Below are 15,096 nucleotides of genomic sequence, written 5' to 3' on the forward strand. Positions count from 1 at the left end.
TATCAGCTATATCTTAATTTACTGTTTGATACGAATTGTGATTGAACAATAATATATATAAAATCAACCCAATTATTAGTCATGACCAGAGCACTACTTATCGCAGGTACTCATAGCGGTGTTGGGAAAACAACTGTTGCTATGGGGATAATGGCAGCTTTTACTAAACGTGTGAATAAAGTGAAACCTTATAAGGTGGGACCCGATTATATCGATCCTACACATCATAGTGTAATATGTGGTCAACCATCCCATAACCTTGATACTTATATGATGGGAGTGGATGGTGTCCAGGATACATTTAACCGAACTTCACAAGGTGCTGACATCTCTGTTGTGGAGGGTGTTATGGGTCTATATGACGGCATGGACTCTACCGAGATCGCTAGTTCTGCACATGTAGCAAAGTCATTAGGATTACCAGTACTGCTTGTACTGAACGTGCACGGAATGTCAAGGAGTGCAGCTGCACTTGCACAGGGTTATATCAATTACGATTCAGACGTGAACGTTGCAGGTATTATTTTGAACAAGGTGGGTAGTCCACGCCATGCACAGATGATCAAGGATGTAATACAAGATGTACCTATAGTAGGAACATTACCTCGTAACAAGGACCTAACCGTACCTTCACGTCACTTAGGGCTACATATGGCATCCGAGCAGGAACATGATATTGAAGGGTTGGCACAGTTTATTGAAGAGAATGTTGATATGGACAACATTACAGAGATCGCAGAAAGTGCACCCGAAACGAATCATGGTGAGAATATACAAGAAGTGCCAGAACCCGACGTTACTATCGGAGTTGCTATGGATAGTGCTTTTTGTTTTTATTACCAGGACATGTTCGATATGTTCAGGCACTATGGTGCTGAAATTAAATTTTTCAGTCCATTAAATGGAGAAGTACCTGATGTTGACGGAATGTATTTTGGTGGTGGGTACCCAGAACTCAATTTAGCTGAACTTGAAAAGTCAAATACAACTTCAAAACTGGCAGATCTGGCATCTGACGGATTACCCTTATACGGAGAATGTGGTGGTCTTTTATACTTATCCAAATCGTATGAGAACGATGACGGAAAGTACATGATGGCTAACGTATTCCCTACAGAGGTTCGATTGACCAAAAGATTGCAAGCTCTTGGGTACACTAAAGCAAAAGCTAACGGTGGATATTTGAATTCTATAATAAAAGGACATGAGTTCCATTATTCAGTGACTGAATGTGATAAAGATTGTAGACTCATCTACGAAATGATCAGGGGTAAAGGTATACAGGACGGATGGGATGGTGTAATGGAACATAGTTCGCTTGCAAGTTATATGCACGCACATCCACTTACATTCCCTGTAAAGAGTTTTGTTGATGAGTGTAGAAGATATAATCGTAGTTGAGAATATTAATTAACAACGATTATTCTTTTATTCCATCATCAGAGTCTTCATTTCCACTTTCATCTTTAGTTTCTGATTGATTAGAATCTTGTTTTGAGGTTAACCATTGCTTGCGTTTATAGTAAGTCAATGGATGACTGAGTTTAGTACAAAGTTTATCTTCACCAAAACAGTTCCCATAAGTCTTCATGGTATTGCATGAGGGTGGTTTGTAAGTATTACCAGTTGCACCTGCAATATGTTCTATCTGGTACCGTGTCTTCTCCTCATCAAAGTCTGGTGATATATTGAACATGTTTACTACCTCATCCACTGACATCCCGATATTGAGCAGGAACGATGTCATGGCAAACCGCATTGAATGTGGAAGATTTGAACCCGACTTTACCTGAGATATAGCGTACTTTACACATGGCGGAAATGAATCAGTATCAACTTCACTGGTATCAATTCGTTCAAAGTTCTTTTTACGTTCTTCCAACTTAGCTTTGATCTCTTTCAGGTAAGGTTCAAGCTGTTCACAGAGTTCTGATGATAATTCTAGGGGTAATGAATCCTGTATTTTGAACTTGATGGCTTCCTGGAGTAAACGTGCAAGGTCTCGTTGAGATAATGATACATTACCATAATCCATTTTTCGGTTCACAAGTTTCCATTCGAGTTCTTTCATGTTACTTGAGAGGTGAAGATAATCTGTGAAATGTAAAAGGAATAGAGTTGAAGTTACCGGTTTAATATTTATACCGAACTCGGTACTGAACTCGATCAGGAACTGTGAATCTGATTGTGAGAGCAGAGTACTCGAAGATTCGGCTTCCTTTAATGCATATCTGCGTGTAAGATAATTATCATCTATACATGATAATAATATACGAGAAAAAGGATATGAGAGAAGTTCGATCATGAAAGAAGTTTCATCTAGGGTTTCAGGGTAAGGTTTAGTAAGAGTACCTTCAAGTGCTTCAATGATACGTTCTTTCCCACGAATTCGTGCAGATTCGAATGCTCTGGATTCGAGTAACCTGTCAACTGATATGCCCAGTCCCTTTACATGTTCTGATGCCTGGGGAATGAATGGATACAGTGCCAGGTATGTCTGGTCCATAAATTGAACATCTCAATTATTCTGCTTCTATTCTTGGTGCTAAGAGATAGTTCACAATACCTTTACCGTTTGCAACCTCAAAATTGATCTTTATCGGGAAATCTTTACCTATGTTCAGTTCAACTTCGTTAGATTTTGATGCGGGTTTCACAATGTCAGATAAGTAGTCGAGTGAGAACATTGAACGTGCATCACCAGCTTTCATATCGATCAACTGGTCACGTGTCATCTCGAGCCTTACTTTATCAGTATCACCTTCAGCTTCCATGTAAAATATCTCGTCCTCGATACCTAACATGATATGGTCACTGATCTTCTCTGCAGCCTTTATTGCCTTTCTCATTTCGGAACCGTTCAGGATAACCTGACCTGCGAGATCGAGTTGTGGTATACGTGGTTCTGAACGGATGGTCGATGGATCTATCAGAGATAAAGTGTAAGAAAAACCTCCAATATGTATTTCCATTTTCTGAGTTTCCTCTTTCAGCTCCAGAACAATATTATCGTTCTTTTCAGCTACACCCATAATATCGTTTATCTTGGTAAGGTCCATCCCGATCTCGGTATCATCGCCTTCGAACTCCTCAAAGGCCTCGGATTCTAGATTAAAACTCACCATTGCTACATTAGCCGGATCTACTGCTTTTACTGAAAGCCCCTCTTTAGATATCTTAAACCTTGCTTCATCCACGAGCACTGAGAGTATTTCAATAGAATCTTTCAGAAGAGATGCTTCAATTGTTGCCTTGAACATACCGATTCTCCATTAAAATTAAATGATCATTAAGTAATACCACTTAGTATTTATTCCAATATATAAAGTTCTTTATATGAGTCAACGAGATATTTCAGTCATATTCTCTCCATGTCTTCTGGCACTTGGTACATTTGAAGAACCGAGTTTCGGATTCGTCAGCTGACCTGAGTTGTCGTAACCACCAATAAGCTAAATTATGCCCGCATTCTGGACATCGCGCATTGGTTGTAGGTAATCCTATATCAGTATCTTCTTCAAGGACAGTTACGTCACTATTATCACGAGATGTCTTGGATACAAGTTCAGTCTTATCAGTTTCACTTATTTTCACATAACCGCATTTTTTGCAGCTCATTTCGCCTTCTTTTGGGTACATTAAACTTTTACATTTTGGACAGAATTCCATAGATATCATCCTTTGCGTCTTCTATTATTCTTGAATGGTCAAATGCCATTTCAGGTAATTCATCGATATCGAACAGTTCAAGTGATACAGCGTCCGATCCCGCTCTGGGAACGTCGTCTGATATTGCAAGGTAGGTCACTGAGACCGTATGACCGCGGGGGTCACGGGAAGGTTCTGAATATACTCCAACCAATTTAATTATTCTGATATGAAGTCCAGTCTCTTCCAAGGATTCACGTATTACAGCATTTTCAACCGTTTCCCCGATATCAACAAAACCGCCAGGTAATGCGAACTGGCCCTTAAACGGCGGGTTTCTTCTTTTAATGAGAACGAGTTTACCTTTAGATATTATCACGGCATCTACTGTCAGTTTAGGTGTTTGAGGTTCCATATTACAATATTTAGTACAATGGCTATATTTATTAATAAGTATTAATGATAATGTAGTCAAGAATGTTAGATAATTTGTTATGGATTGCCGTTGCGTTAATGCTTATTTCAATATTGATTCCAAAGAATGCACGTACCGGTAAACTACTTGGTGGAATTGGTTGGACCTTTTTTGGATTTCATTGGTTAAACCAACCTGTGTATTATATTAGTATCAATGACTATTTCAATGCAGTGCTAACTGTGTTCATAGCACTCTTCTGTTTATTCCTTGCCTACATTATGGTTTTCCAGGAATTCAAGAACTCAATCGAACTCAACCCTGACCTCAAGATCGATGTGACACATATGGCTACCGCAGCTACCGCGATCGGGTCACTGATGTATTTCCCGTTCGCTACGGTTCAGTCAATGGAGATGTGGTTAGTATCAATTGTGACCACGCATACGGTCTGGATGTTAAATGTGCTTGGATACCCTGCGTTATTAACTGCATGGGACGTTATTACACTTAATGAGTACAGTGTAAGAATAATTCTTGCATGTACGGCTATTGAGAGTATTGCGTTATTCACTGGCCTTATTTTAGCAGTTAAAGCACCGGTTAAAAGACTGGTAACCGCATTCATGGTATCTATACCTGTGATATATGGACTTAACATTGTAAGGAACACTTTTGTTACAGTAGCGTTTGCAGGACAGTGGTTTGGTCCTAACAGTTTTGAAATTGCACATCATTTCATTGCAAAGGCGGGATCAATAGTAGCATTATTGGTAATTGCGTATCTCGTGTTAAGAATATTACCAGAACTTATTGACCTGATCGATGGGTTAAGGATAATCGGAACTGATCATGTCCAGGTCATATTCAACAAAATATCAAGGAAATGATGATATATGGTTGCCAAAGGTTCTTCTTGTTGGATAGTGACTGCATTTGTTGTAACTGTTATGATAGGAATTATTGCATATATTACTCAGTTCAAGTTAGCATTATATGCAACTGCGAGTTCAATGTCAATAGCTCTCTTTTTTATTTGGTTCTTCAGGGACCCTGAAAGGAACATCCAGTATTGTGATCAGAGCATAGTAGCACCGGCTGATGGTCGTGTCATTGATATCAGAGGTACTAAAGTTTGTACGTTCATGAACATACATAATGTGCATGTGAACAGAGTACCGCTATCAGGTACTGTGAAAAATATTGAGTATAGCAAAGGTGGATACTTACCAGCATTTTGTAAAGATTCTGACCGTAACGAAAGGGCTGAGATTACCTTGGATACAAAATATGGTGATATTGTAGTAACACAAATTGCAGGTGCACTTGTTAGAAGGATCGTATCTTATGTGAATGTGGGTGACAAAATTGAGCAGGGCGATAAAATTGGTATGATACGGTTTGGGTCAAGGGTCGATGTGACCATCCCAGAATCGTTCAAAATAACGTGTAAAAAAGGAGATAAAGTTATTGCCGGTGAAACAATACTTGCAACATGCATGAATGAACTTAATTGATTAATAGAGGATGAACCATCCATGAACGTGTTTCGAATTATCAGAATACCGGACCTAGCAACACTTACAAACGCTATTCTAGGCGTTTCTGCAATGTTCATGGCAGTTATGGGATATTTTCAAGTAGCTATTCTATTAATACTGGTCGCATGTATTGCTGACGGTCTTGATGGGTTCCTGGCAATACATTTAGAGAACAGTCCAATTGGAAAATATCTTGATTCTTTGGCGGATGCGATATCTTTTGGAGTGGCGCCCATAGTAATAATATTCACTATGTATGGTTTAGAGTATACTTACATGATAATACCTATACTCTTATTCTATGTCATATGTGGGATACTTCGACTCGCACGGTTCGATAACAAGGAATCGGAAATATTGGACTTTGAAGGTGTGCCTATAACAGCGTCTGCTGTAATGTTATCTACATACCTACTCATGAACCCTAAATACATTCATCCTTACGTGCTCATGTTCATTTTATTATTACTTTCAATACTCATGATAACCACTTATCCTTACCCCAAGTTTAGAAATATTAAAGTGTTAGTACCCATTTTCATCCTATTCGTTTCATTGATAGTAACTACAATATTATTCCAAGAGTTAGGGTACATTTTAGCTACCATCTTGTTCATTTTAATGGTATTATACTTGGAATCACCTATAATGAAAATACCTCGACAATATTATCGGGATTGAGGTGAGGATACATAATATGTTTAACAGTACCGAACTTGAGAGATATAACAGACAAATTATGTTGTTTGGAGAAGAAGGTCAGTCCAAATTAAAACAGGCTACTGTGTTAGTTGCGGGTTTGGGTGGACTGGGATCACCTATAGCTATTTACCTGGCTGCTGCAGGAATTGGGAAATTGAAAATAGTGGATTTCGATAATGTAGATATCACAAACCTAAATCGTCAAGTACTCCATTACGAAAAAGACATTACCAGGATGAAAGTAGTTTCTGGACAAGAAAAGTTACAGCAGCTTAACCCTAATATCGAAATTGAACGAGTAGTTACAAGAATAGATGAGAATAATATTAAGAGTATTACTGAAGGCATTGATGTTATAGTAGATGCAATGGATAATTACGATACAAGGTTCGTGCTCAACTCCGCTACAGTTTCAAAAAGAATACCGCTAATTCATGGTGCTGTAAGTGGACTCGATGGTCAGGTAACTACAATAATCCCTGGTAAGTCACCATGTCTCAAATGCCTGTTCACATCAACACCACCAAAAGAAGTATTCCCAATATTGGGTACTACTGCAGGTATTATTGGAACAATACAGGCAAATGAAGTAATCAAGTATATCACGGGGAAAGGTGAATTGTTGGTAGGACAATTGCTGTTATGGGACGGGTCAAGTAATGGTTTTGAAAAAATTAGTATCATGCCAAACACCAACTGTGATGTTTGTGGACATTTACATGAAGAATAATTATAATAGATTTTGTTCCAATTCCAGATATGAGGAGATAATAAAGGTATGACAGGTATAATTACATCAAGAGATAATGCATTGTTTGAAGCTGGTATCAAGTTAGGTGCATTGTATCATCAGTTCACGGGTTCACCGATTAACCTTGATACTGTACAGAGTATGGAAGTAGCGATATCTAGAAGTATTTCAGTACAACCTTTCGTAGAAACCATTACAGTAAATATTGATCGCGATATGATCAGATCAAGGCTTAACCAGGAGTTCGGGTACTGTGAACTTGAAGGTAGAATGTTGGACGTGCAATTGAAAGTTGTTTTTGAGGACTGTACTGCAGTGGTTGCACTAGAATATGATCAAGTTCTAGAATATCCTTTAATGAAAATAAAACATGTCCGTCAAAAATGACATGAAAGAACCTTTTACTTTTTTTAGTTACCTAAGAATGATCTGAATGTGGTAACAAGTTTCTTATTTTGTTCATTTGTACCTACAGTGACTCTGATCAGAGAATCACCTGCGTCCCTGAACGAAGTACAGTCCCTCACAATAATACCGTGATTCAATAAATGTTCTGAGACCTCTGAGGCTGTATATGGATACACGTCAACTAACACGAAATTGGCCTGGGAGTCATAGACCTTGAACGGTAATTCGTGTTGTAAGAACTTTCTGCCAGTTTGAACCATTTCCTGGCTGCGGTTCAAATGAGACTTGTCATTTAGTGCAGCTATACCCCCAGCAATAGCAACAGAGCTTACATTAAACGGTGTTGATACTTTCATATATTCCGACTTGAGCCATGGAGGCATTAAACCATATCCAATCCTAAGCCCAGCAAGACCAAAGGCTTTAGAGAACGTTCGCCCAATAACAAGATTGTCATAGTCTTTTAATAGATGTGAAACGTCACGGTCAGCAAATTCAATATAAGCTTCGTCTACAAAAACTAAACTTTCAGTTGATTCTAATATTATCTTAATGTCATCTTCTGGTATGGTATTACCTGAAGGATTGTTTGGTGAGCATAAGAAGATGAATTTGGTTTTATCTGAGATAGATGATCGTATTTCATTAATATCAATATTGAAGTTAGAATCCCTTTTAACAAATATAGGTATTGCGCCATTTGCTCGTGATGCTATTTCATAATATGAAAATGTAGGTGTAGTGATAATAACATTATCGCCGGGTTCAAGGACAAGTCGTAACAGACCATCAATTAATCCGTCCATCCCCGGGCCTGATGCAACAATGGAATCAGTATCAATACCAGTATAAGAAGAAAGTGCAGTTACGAGTTCAATAGCGTCAGCTGATGGGTAAATGTACATATCCCCCAATTGCGACATGACTGCCTCAACTGCTTTTTTGGACGGTCCTAACGGGTTCTCGTTAGATCCAAGTTTGATTATAGTTGAAGGGTCCAGACCTCTATCAAGTGCAATCTCATCAATAGATCTTCCAGGAACATAGGATTTGATATCAGTTATACCTCGTTTAAGAATATTATCATGCTTGTTCAAGTATATTCACCACAGTATCGATCTGGTCTTTAGTTATAACTAACGGGGGTACTAATCTTAACACAGATTCAGATGTGTTGTTGAGTAGCAGTCCATGTTCTCTTGCATAACCCACAATATCAGCACAGTTTGAGCTGAGTTCAAGTGCGATCATTAGACCACTACCACGTACATCAACTATATCAGAACGGTTCATACCCTCCAATTTTTGTTTGAAGTAAGTGCCGAGTTCACTGGTTCGTTCAATCATATTCTCTTCTTCAATAGCTTCGATCGTGGCAAGGGATGCCGCACAAGCTAAAGGCGAACCGCCGAAGGTAGATGCATGTTCACTTTTACTAAATGAAATACCGTCCCTAGCAACAATTGCACCCATTGGGAACCCGCCACCTATGGCTTTTGCCATGGTCATGATATCTGGTATTACTGAACTATGGTCTTTACAGAACCATTTACCGGTTCTTCCAAACCCAGTTTGCACTTCATCGAAGATCAAAAGGGTATTAGTTTCATCACATATTTTTCTAACATTGCTCAAATAGTCTGGGGATGGTATTATTACACCAGCTTCGCCCTGTATGGGTTCGAGTATGACTGCAGCCGTGTTTTCATTGATGTTTTCTGATATAGAATCAATGTCATCATAAGGTACAAAAGTTGTAGCTTCAACCAAGGGTTCAAAAGGTTTCCTGAACATGTTCTTATGAGTTAGGCTCAGAGATCCAAACGTTCTACCATGAAATGCACCACTGGCAGCAATGAAATTATGTTTACCTGTACTCACCCGTGCAAGTTTCATAGCTGCTTCCACGGCTTCAGCACCAGAATTACAGAAAAAGGCTTTCGACATACCCGTGAGTGATACCAGTTTTTCTGCAAGTTTTAATTGTGGGATGTTGTAATAGAGGTTGGATACATGGATAAGTGATTCTACCTGGGATTTAATCGCTGAAACGACCTTAGGGTGACAGTGTCCCACATTATTCACAGCTATACCTGCAACACAGTCAATATATTCCATACCCTCAATATCATAAACTTTAGCACCTTCACCTTTTACAAGAGCAATTGGTTGTCTTGTATATGTAGGCATAACATAACTGGAATCTATACTTGTAACAGTTTCAAAATTAAGGTTCTCATAATCATAACTAAATGGTTCATTGAAATGCAAAAAAACACCTTCCCATAAAAAAAGGATCAAACTTCAAGATCCTTTAATTCGCTATCACTTAAAACATCTTCATTTTCACGTTCGAATATGGTACCTTTTTGGGATCGAAGTACACCATCAACGCGTGCATGTTCGTGTATCTTTATGTATCTCGCATTGATCTCACCCAATACATGTGTACCCTGGGCTACATAGACATCGCCACGTGATACGATATTACCATGGATGATGTTATTCTCACCAATAACAGCATCTCCAAGTGTCCTTATACTTCCATAGAGTGTATTCTCTGTACCTACATCGATCGAAGTAGCACGGATATTCCCTACTAATCGACATTTATCGCCAATGATTGCACCGGAAGGAACACGGATCGCATCCATTGATATCTTAGAACCGTTCGGTACGATCATTGCATTAGTTTCATCGACTGTATCGATGTCTTCCTCGAAAAGTTCTTCTAAGGCTTTCTCGACCTCTTCATCTTTACCCAATCTTAACATTTCACTAAGATACATGAAAAGATATGCTATCACTGGTATGGGGTTACGGATAACTATCCACCCTTTAGCCTCGAACCCGCCATTGATCTTTACATCATTTCCAATATCCAGGTCACCTTTGACCACGAGTTTACCGTCAATGGTAACAAATTCACCTATATATGCATCCGAATGCGTCTTCACATTACCTCCAATGCGAGACCACATATCTATCCTGACATCTGAGGTAGTGATCAAATTACCTGAGACATTAACACGTTCACCAAGTATTGCGGTGTTAGCTATTAGACCATAACGTATATCCGAATGGTTCCCAATGATCACATCGCCATCTACCACAATGGTATGTTCTTCCATTGAAGTATTGTCAGGTATAATAAAGGTCTTTAAGAGATCATCATGGTCAGTAATGTGCTCACACTCCAATTAGAGGTATATAATAAAACTATGCAATAAATCAAGTTATGGTACAATTATGTATAAACATCATATATAATATCTATTTTATTCCTAGCCTAACATCTACAGCAGGTCCTCTATCAATCCCAAGAATCTCATTAGGGTTCATCATGAGCTGACCAGTTGCAAGAAGATTATCTTCACTATCAACAACTAATACCTCTTCACCCACTCTCAACTGTGGATCAATATCAATCACATGTTTAGCAAATGCCGTTTTTCCAGTAGAAACGAAGGGCTTTGCCTCTGGATGGATCACTACTCTCATGTTAGGCCATGGGAGATGAGAGTGCAGACGTGTAGCGCCTTTTATACTCAGAGTGAATATTCCGTCCTTAGCTCTCACAGTAGCAATACGGTCACCGTTATGCACTATTTGTCGTACTCTTTTTGTTTTGGAGTACTGGAACGAAACATCGTCATCGAACAAGGCAGTACCGCTTCCTTTCCCGAATTGATAATCTGCCATGATTCTGACCTTTTTTAGATTTTTATCTGTTTGCATAACTAGGTAGTAGATTAAACATTCTGATTAAAACTTTATCGGTTAGACCTAAGCTTTAGATTATTCCAATTTTTGCTTAAATTAGCCAAACACCTTAAATACCATGATAATCTATAATAGTTTATAGAGGAAACGGGTACGAGTGTTTGTTGAAATGAATACTTTTTTCAAAGTGACTGTAATCATCTAACAAACCGTTCATCCCCTCAGATCTACACCGTTTCCTCGTTTATTCTCATAAAATAATAGCTGAAGATAAAAAAGATAAGTTAAGTTAACCTTTAGCTACACCCATAGGAACCATGCGGACCACTTTTTGTGCTATCCCAGAGTCATGGACTACATTTACTACATCACTGCTCTTTTTATATACTTCAGGTGCTTCCTCTGCAATAACAGCAGGATTCATGGCTTCAACATGGATACCCATGGCTGCAAGGTTTCTTTTAACATCTTCACCTTTATATGCACCTTTAGCCTTTTTACGGCTCATTGCCCGACCTGATCCATGGCATGCACTTCCAAAGGTTGTATCCATTCCTTGTTGTGTACCATGAAGAACAAATGAAGGTGTACCCATACTTCCTGGTAAGAGTACGGGTTGACCAATGGCACGATATTGTTGGGGTACTTCACTATGACCTGGTGGGAATGCTCTAGTTGCACCTTTTCTATGAACGTACAGTTTTTTCTTAGTACCGTCAACTATGTGTTCTTCTAGTTTGGCTATATTATGAGCAACGTCATATACTAGATCCATCTCTAAACTGTCAATATCGGTTTTAAATGTTTTAGCAAACACTTCACGAGTCCAATGCATTATTATCTGTCTGTTAGCCCACGCATAGTTTGCTGCACATGCCATTGCTTTAAAGTAATTCTGGGCTTCAGGTGATGTTGTGGGAGCGCATGCTAACTGTTTATCCGGTAATTGAATGCCGTATTTGTTCACTGATTGGGATAATGTACGAAGATGGTCAGTGCATATTTGATGACCGGCACCACGTGACCCGCAGTGGACCATGAACGTGACCTGGCCTTCCTCGAGACCGTAGGCTTGTGCTGCCTTTTCATCATAAACATTATCTATATACTGTATTTCAAGAAAATGATTTCCACTACCTAGAGTACCCAGTTGAGGTTTACCTCTCTTCCGGGCTTTTGAGCTGACCTGGGAAGGATCGGCACCTTCGATCATACCATTACCTTCACAGTGTTCCACATCAGATTCAACACCGTATCCCTGTTCAACTGCCCAACGAGCACCTTGTAAGAATACGTTATCCAGTTCATTATCATTTACTCTTATTCTACTCTTGGACCCGAGCCCTGATGGTATCTCCTGGAATATGTTCTTGATAAGTTCACTGATAACTGGCCTAACTTCATCAACATGAAGATTTGTACGTATTAATCTAACACCACAGTTTATGTCAAACCCTACACCACCGGGACTAATGACACCTTCCTCACTATCAAATGCAGCTACGCCGCCGATAGGAAATCCATATCCCAGATGGGCATCCGGCATTGCTAATGAGTGTTTTTGAATGCCAGGTAAGGCTGAAACATTAGCTACCTGGTCAATAGTCTCTCTTTCCATTGACCTCAGCATATTCTCAGAAACAAATATTTTGCCTGGTACCCTCATGAACGGTTTATATTCCTTAGGTACCTCCCACGTATTATCGTCAATCTTTTTGACAATATCGAAAATATCATTGTTGTTATTCTCCTGCTCCATTTTGAACACCCCTGTTATCCTTTGATGATAAGATTTTTCTCAATAATTGAGTTCTAGAAAATGATATGGTCTATTAGATAAGATAAGGCAAGACAATATAAGATAATATCATGTATCTATAGTAACTTGAAGGACCCAGTATGAATTTTCTTTTGTTACTTGAAGGCCATTATAAGTAACTGCTTTTGCGTGCGTATTGAACTTGTGAGTCGATGGGTCGATGGGTTCACCTGCAACTTCACCTACGATCTTATATTTATTATCTTCCTGTTGTGATACTGACTCTACTTTAAAATTTCCAAACACAATCTCTTCTACTTCGAATAGGAACAATATCTCTGATAACCAATCTACAACTAGATCATCTAAACTCGATGATTCTAACTCTACATGTTTTGTGATAAGGCCTTTTATTGGAGTGGTATCTATCATAACATTCATTGTAGCCATGGCAACATTCTCGAATGCTTCTTCAAGAGTGGTACCATAAGCCTTGAATTTAGCGTCAGCTGTATGTTCTAAGAACTCGAACTTTGTTGGAATAGTATCAGATACCATAATTTAGCACATACTTTTTTTGATACATTAAGCTTATCCATCAAAGTCAAAGGTTATTCCAAATATGATGGATGCGTTGAAGTGCAGTTATATGACTTCCTATAGCTATCAACAGAATAGACCAGCCAGGTGCCGTAAGTCCCCAGACATTGTATGGATATAGGTAATACACAATCGATGCCGCCATTATAAGTACTAACCTGTCAGCACGGCCCATTATACCTCCATAGAACCTGCCAAGACCCAACGCCTGTGCCTGAGTACCTAAATAACTAGTTATAAGAACACCAATTATTGCTATAGTACCGAGTGCCCATGAAATAAAACCTCCTGCCACTATCCCCAATATTATAAACGCGTCAGCATACCTGTCAATGACATGGTCAAGAAAATCTCCTTTTGGTCCTTCTTTGTTCATATATCTTGCAATCGATCCGTCAAGTGCATCAAGGAACGAATTCAAAGCAACAAAAATACCACCAAGTAACATCAGACGCGGATCTGCTAGAGAGTAATAGAAAGTTATACCTGCAAGTACTGCAAAAATAAGTGATATTCCGGATATAAGGTTTGGTGATATCCCCCATTCTGCAACTGTCTTTGCAAAAGGTTCAATAAACTTTGTAAAAACTGGTCTAAGATCGTTGAAGGTCATGATATCATATACTCATGAAAGTTCCAATAGCTAACTTTAGTGTTCTAAGTGATGTATAGTTTTAACTAATATTATTTATTATGACATGCTAATTACTTAACATTATTTCTTTGCCAGGTCATACCAATATTTAATGCGGCATGAATGTTCTATTTGAGTGGTGATTATGTACGCTTCCCTGAGATCAGCGCCCGTTGCAAACGTACCATGACCACGCACAATAGCTGCATTATGATCCATTAATGCATTAGATGCATTTTTTGCAAGTTCAATAGAACCAATTTGACCTGAGATGAGTGGGATGGATTTTAGGAACAGTTTGCCTTCACTGTCAAGAGGTGAAATGTTGTTTTCTTCAACTAACAATGATTCTACAACTGAAAATGGGCAATGTGCATGAATTATTGCTTTACAGTTAGAATTTTGGTAAATTAATCTGTGTACAATGGTTTCGGATGATGCGATCTCATCGTTCTCGCAAATAGAGTTCAGTCCTACCTCAATAACATTATCTTCTTTAATTTCGTCAAGTGCACAGCCTTTTGCTGTAATGAAAATACTTTCATTTGATCTTACACTTATATTACCAAAATGAGATTCTACTAAACCTTCATTAACCAACTTATTTCCAAACTTTGAGATTTGTTCCCACATAATAGACTAAATAATGTATTTTCATCCATAAAATTTATTTGCTATTATGATATCTAAGGTGTGGTTACTAAATTGTGCCTCGATGGCTCAGTCTGGCAGAGCGAGTGATTTGTAATCACTAGGTCGCGTGTTCAAATCACGCTCGAGGCTTTTTTTTTTTAAAAAAAAAATAAGGTAAATGAAACTAGTTCTGATATTAAAAGAATTTATCAAATCCTGGTTCACTTTATACTGTTCTGATCAAAATTTTAAAAGTTAGTCTTGTAAAATACTTTATAGCAA

18 protein-coding genes and 1 tRNA gene are annotated in these 15,096 nt (G+C 38.5%); 7 read left to right on the forward strand and 12 right to left on the reverse strand.

What is annotated here, in order from left to right; genetic code table 11:
- The first annotated feature begins 81 nt into the window (after nucleotides 1–81).
- Nucleotides 82–1,401, forward strand: a complete 1,320-nt coding sequence (locus tag J2T59_RS03870) for a cobyrinic acid a,c-diamide synthase CobB (RefSeq protein ID WP_259134138.1) — start codon at nucleotides 82–84, stop codon at nucleotides 1,399–1,401.
- Nucleotides 1,402–1,420: 19 nt separating this feature from the next.
- On the opposite strand, the gene priL is transcribed toward J2T59_RS03870, so the two are convergent.
- From priL to J2T59_RS03890, 4 genes are all read right to left on the reverse strand, one after another.
- Nucleotides 1,421–2,506, reverse strand: coding sequence for a DNA primase regulatory subunit PriL (priL, locus tag J2T59_RS03875; RefSeq protein ID WP_259134140.1), 1,086 nt, complete (start codon nucleotides 2,504–2,506; stop codon nucleotides 1,421–1,423).
- A 16-nt stretch (nucleotides 2,507–2,522) separates the two neighbouring features.
- Entirely contained in the window at nucleotides 2,523–3,260 is a 738-nt protein-coding gene (gene pcn / locus J2T59_RS03880) for a proliferating cell nuclear antigen (pcna) (RefSeq protein WP_259134142.1), read from the reverse strand.
- A 94-nt stretch (nucleotides 3,261–3,354) separates the two neighbouring features.
- A complete protein-coding gene (locus J2T59_RS03885) occupies nucleotides 3,355–3,669 on the reverse strand; it encodes a transcription factor S (RefSeq protein WP_259134144.1) in 315 nt (104 codons plus the stop codon).
- Complete coding sequence (locus J2T59_RS03890) at nucleotides 3,647–4,063, reverse strand: NUDIX domain-containing protein (RefSeq protein WP_259134145.1); 417 nt, start codon at nucleotides 4,061–4,063, stop codon at nucleotides 3,647–3,649. The genes J2T59_RS03885 and J2T59_RS03890 overlap by 23 nt, the downstream gene beginning before the upstream one ends.
- A 62-nt stretch (nucleotides 4,064–4,125) precedes the next feature.
- Here J2T59_RS03890 and artA point away from each other — a divergent pair, with 62 nt between their 5' ends.
- Genes artA through J2T59_RS03915 form a run of 5 tightly spaced genes read left to right on the forward strand, consistent with a single transcriptional unit; the run spans nucleotide 4,126 to nucleotide 7,444 of the window.
- Nucleotides 4,126–4,953, forward strand: a complete 828-nt coding sequence (artA, locus tag J2T59_RS03895) for an archaeosortase A (RefSeq protein ID WP_259134147.1) — start codon at nucleotides 4,126–4,128, stop codon at nucleotides 4,951–4,953.
- Nucleotides 4,954–4,959: 6 nt separating this feature from the next.
- The gene (locus J2T59_RS03900; protein WP_259134149.1) at nucleotides 4,960–5,580 is read left to right on the forward strand and encodes a phosphatidylserine decarboxylase; all 621 of its coding nucleotides are present in this window, start codon (nucleotides 4,960–4,962) and stop codon (nucleotides 5,578–5,580) included.
- Nucleotides 5,581–5,601: 21 nt separating this feature from the next.
- Nucleotides 5,602–6,285, forward strand: a complete 684-nt coding sequence (locus tag J2T59_RS03905; protein ID WP_259134151.1) for an archaetidylserine synthase — start codon at nucleotides 5,602–5,604, stop codon at nucleotides 6,283–6,285.
- 16 nt (nucleotides 6,286–6,301) lie between these two features.
- Nucleotides 6,302–7,036 carry a HesA/MoeB/ThiF family protein gene (locus tag J2T59_RS03910; RefSeq protein WP_259134152.1) on the forward strand — a complete coding sequence of 245 codons (735 nt, stop codon included), beginning with the start codon at nucleotides 6,302–6,304 and terminating at the stop codon, nucleotides 7,034–7,036.
- 48 nt (nucleotides 7,037–7,084) lie between these two features.
- A complete protein-coding gene (locus J2T59_RS03915) occupies nucleotides 7,085–7,444 on the forward strand; it encodes a dihydroneopterin aldolase family protein (RefSeq protein ID WP_259134154.1) in 360 nt (119 codons plus the stop codon).
- 23 nt (nucleotides 7,445–7,467) lie between these two features.
- Here J2T59_RS03915 and hisC read toward each other — a convergent pair whose 3' ends face one another.
- From hisC to J2T59_RS03955, 8 genes are all read right to left on the reverse strand, one after another.
- Complete coding sequence (hisC, locus tag J2T59_RS03920; RefSeq protein ID WP_374761076.1) at nucleotides 7,468–8,568, reverse strand: histidinol-phosphate transaminase; 1,101 nt, start codon at nucleotides 8,566–8,568, stop codon at nucleotides 7,468–7,470.
- The gene (locus tag J2T59_RS03925) at nucleotides 8,549–9,655 is read right to left on the reverse strand and encodes an acetylornithine transaminase (RefSeq protein WP_259134339.1); all 1,107 of its coding nucleotides are present in this window, start codon (nucleotides 9,653–9,655) and stop codon (nucleotides 8,549–8,551) included. The genes hisC and J2T59_RS03925 overlap by 20 nt, the downstream gene beginning before the upstream one ends.
- A gap of 107 nt (nucleotides 9,656–9,762) precedes the next feature.
- Nucleotides 9,763–10,665, reverse strand: coding sequence for a polymer-forming cytoskeletal protein (locus tag J2T59_RS03930; RefSeq protein WP_310572653.1), 903 nt, complete (start codon nucleotides 10,663–10,665; stop codon nucleotides 9,763–9,765).
- Nucleotides 10,666–10,738: 73 nt separating this feature from the next.
- Entirely contained in the window at nucleotides 10,739–11,167 is a 429-nt protein-coding gene (locus J2T59_RS03935) for a PUA domain-containing protein (protein ID WP_374761072.1), read from the reverse strand.
- Nucleotides 11,168–11,477: 310 nt separating this feature from the next.
- A complete protein-coding gene (locus J2T59_RS03940) occupies nucleotides 11,478–12,947 on the reverse strand; it encodes an RtcB family protein (RefSeq protein ID WP_310572654.1) in 1,470 nt (489 codons plus the stop codon).
- A gap of 108 nt (nucleotides 12,948–13,055) precedes the next feature.
- A complete protein-coding gene (locus J2T59_RS03945) occupies nucleotides 13,056–13,505 on the reverse strand; it encodes an archease (protein WP_374761073.1) in 450 nt (149 codons plus the stop codon).
- 46 nt (nucleotides 13,506–13,551) lie between these two features.
- Nucleotides 13,552–14,160 (reverse strand): archaetidylinositol phosphate synthase, encoded by a 609-nt coding sequence (gene pgsA, locus J2T59_RS03950; protein ID WP_259134158.1) that lies wholly within the window; start codon nucleotides 14,158–14,160, stop codon nucleotides 13,552–13,554.
- A gap of 102 nt (nucleotides 14,161–14,262) precedes the next feature.
- Nucleotides 14,263–14,814, reverse strand: coding sequence for an aldolase (locus J2T59_RS03955; RefSeq protein ID WP_259134160.1), 552 nt, complete (start codon nucleotides 14,812–14,814; stop codon nucleotides 14,263–14,265).
- Between the two features lie 76 nt (nucleotides 14,815–14,890).
- On the opposite strand from J2T59_RS03955, the gene J2T59_RS03960 reads away from it, so the two are divergent.
- Nucleotides 14,891–14,964: transfer RNA gene (locus tag J2T59_RS03960), tRNA-Thr, on the forward strand.
- Nucleotides 14,965–15,096 lie beyond the last annotated feature (132 nt).

This window comes from Methanosalsum natronophilum (assembly GCF_024808815.1).
In the GTDB taxonomy this organism is placed as follows: Archaea; Halobacteriota; Methanosarcinia; order Methanosarcinales; family Methanosarcinaceae; genus Methanosalsum; species Methanosalsum natronophilum.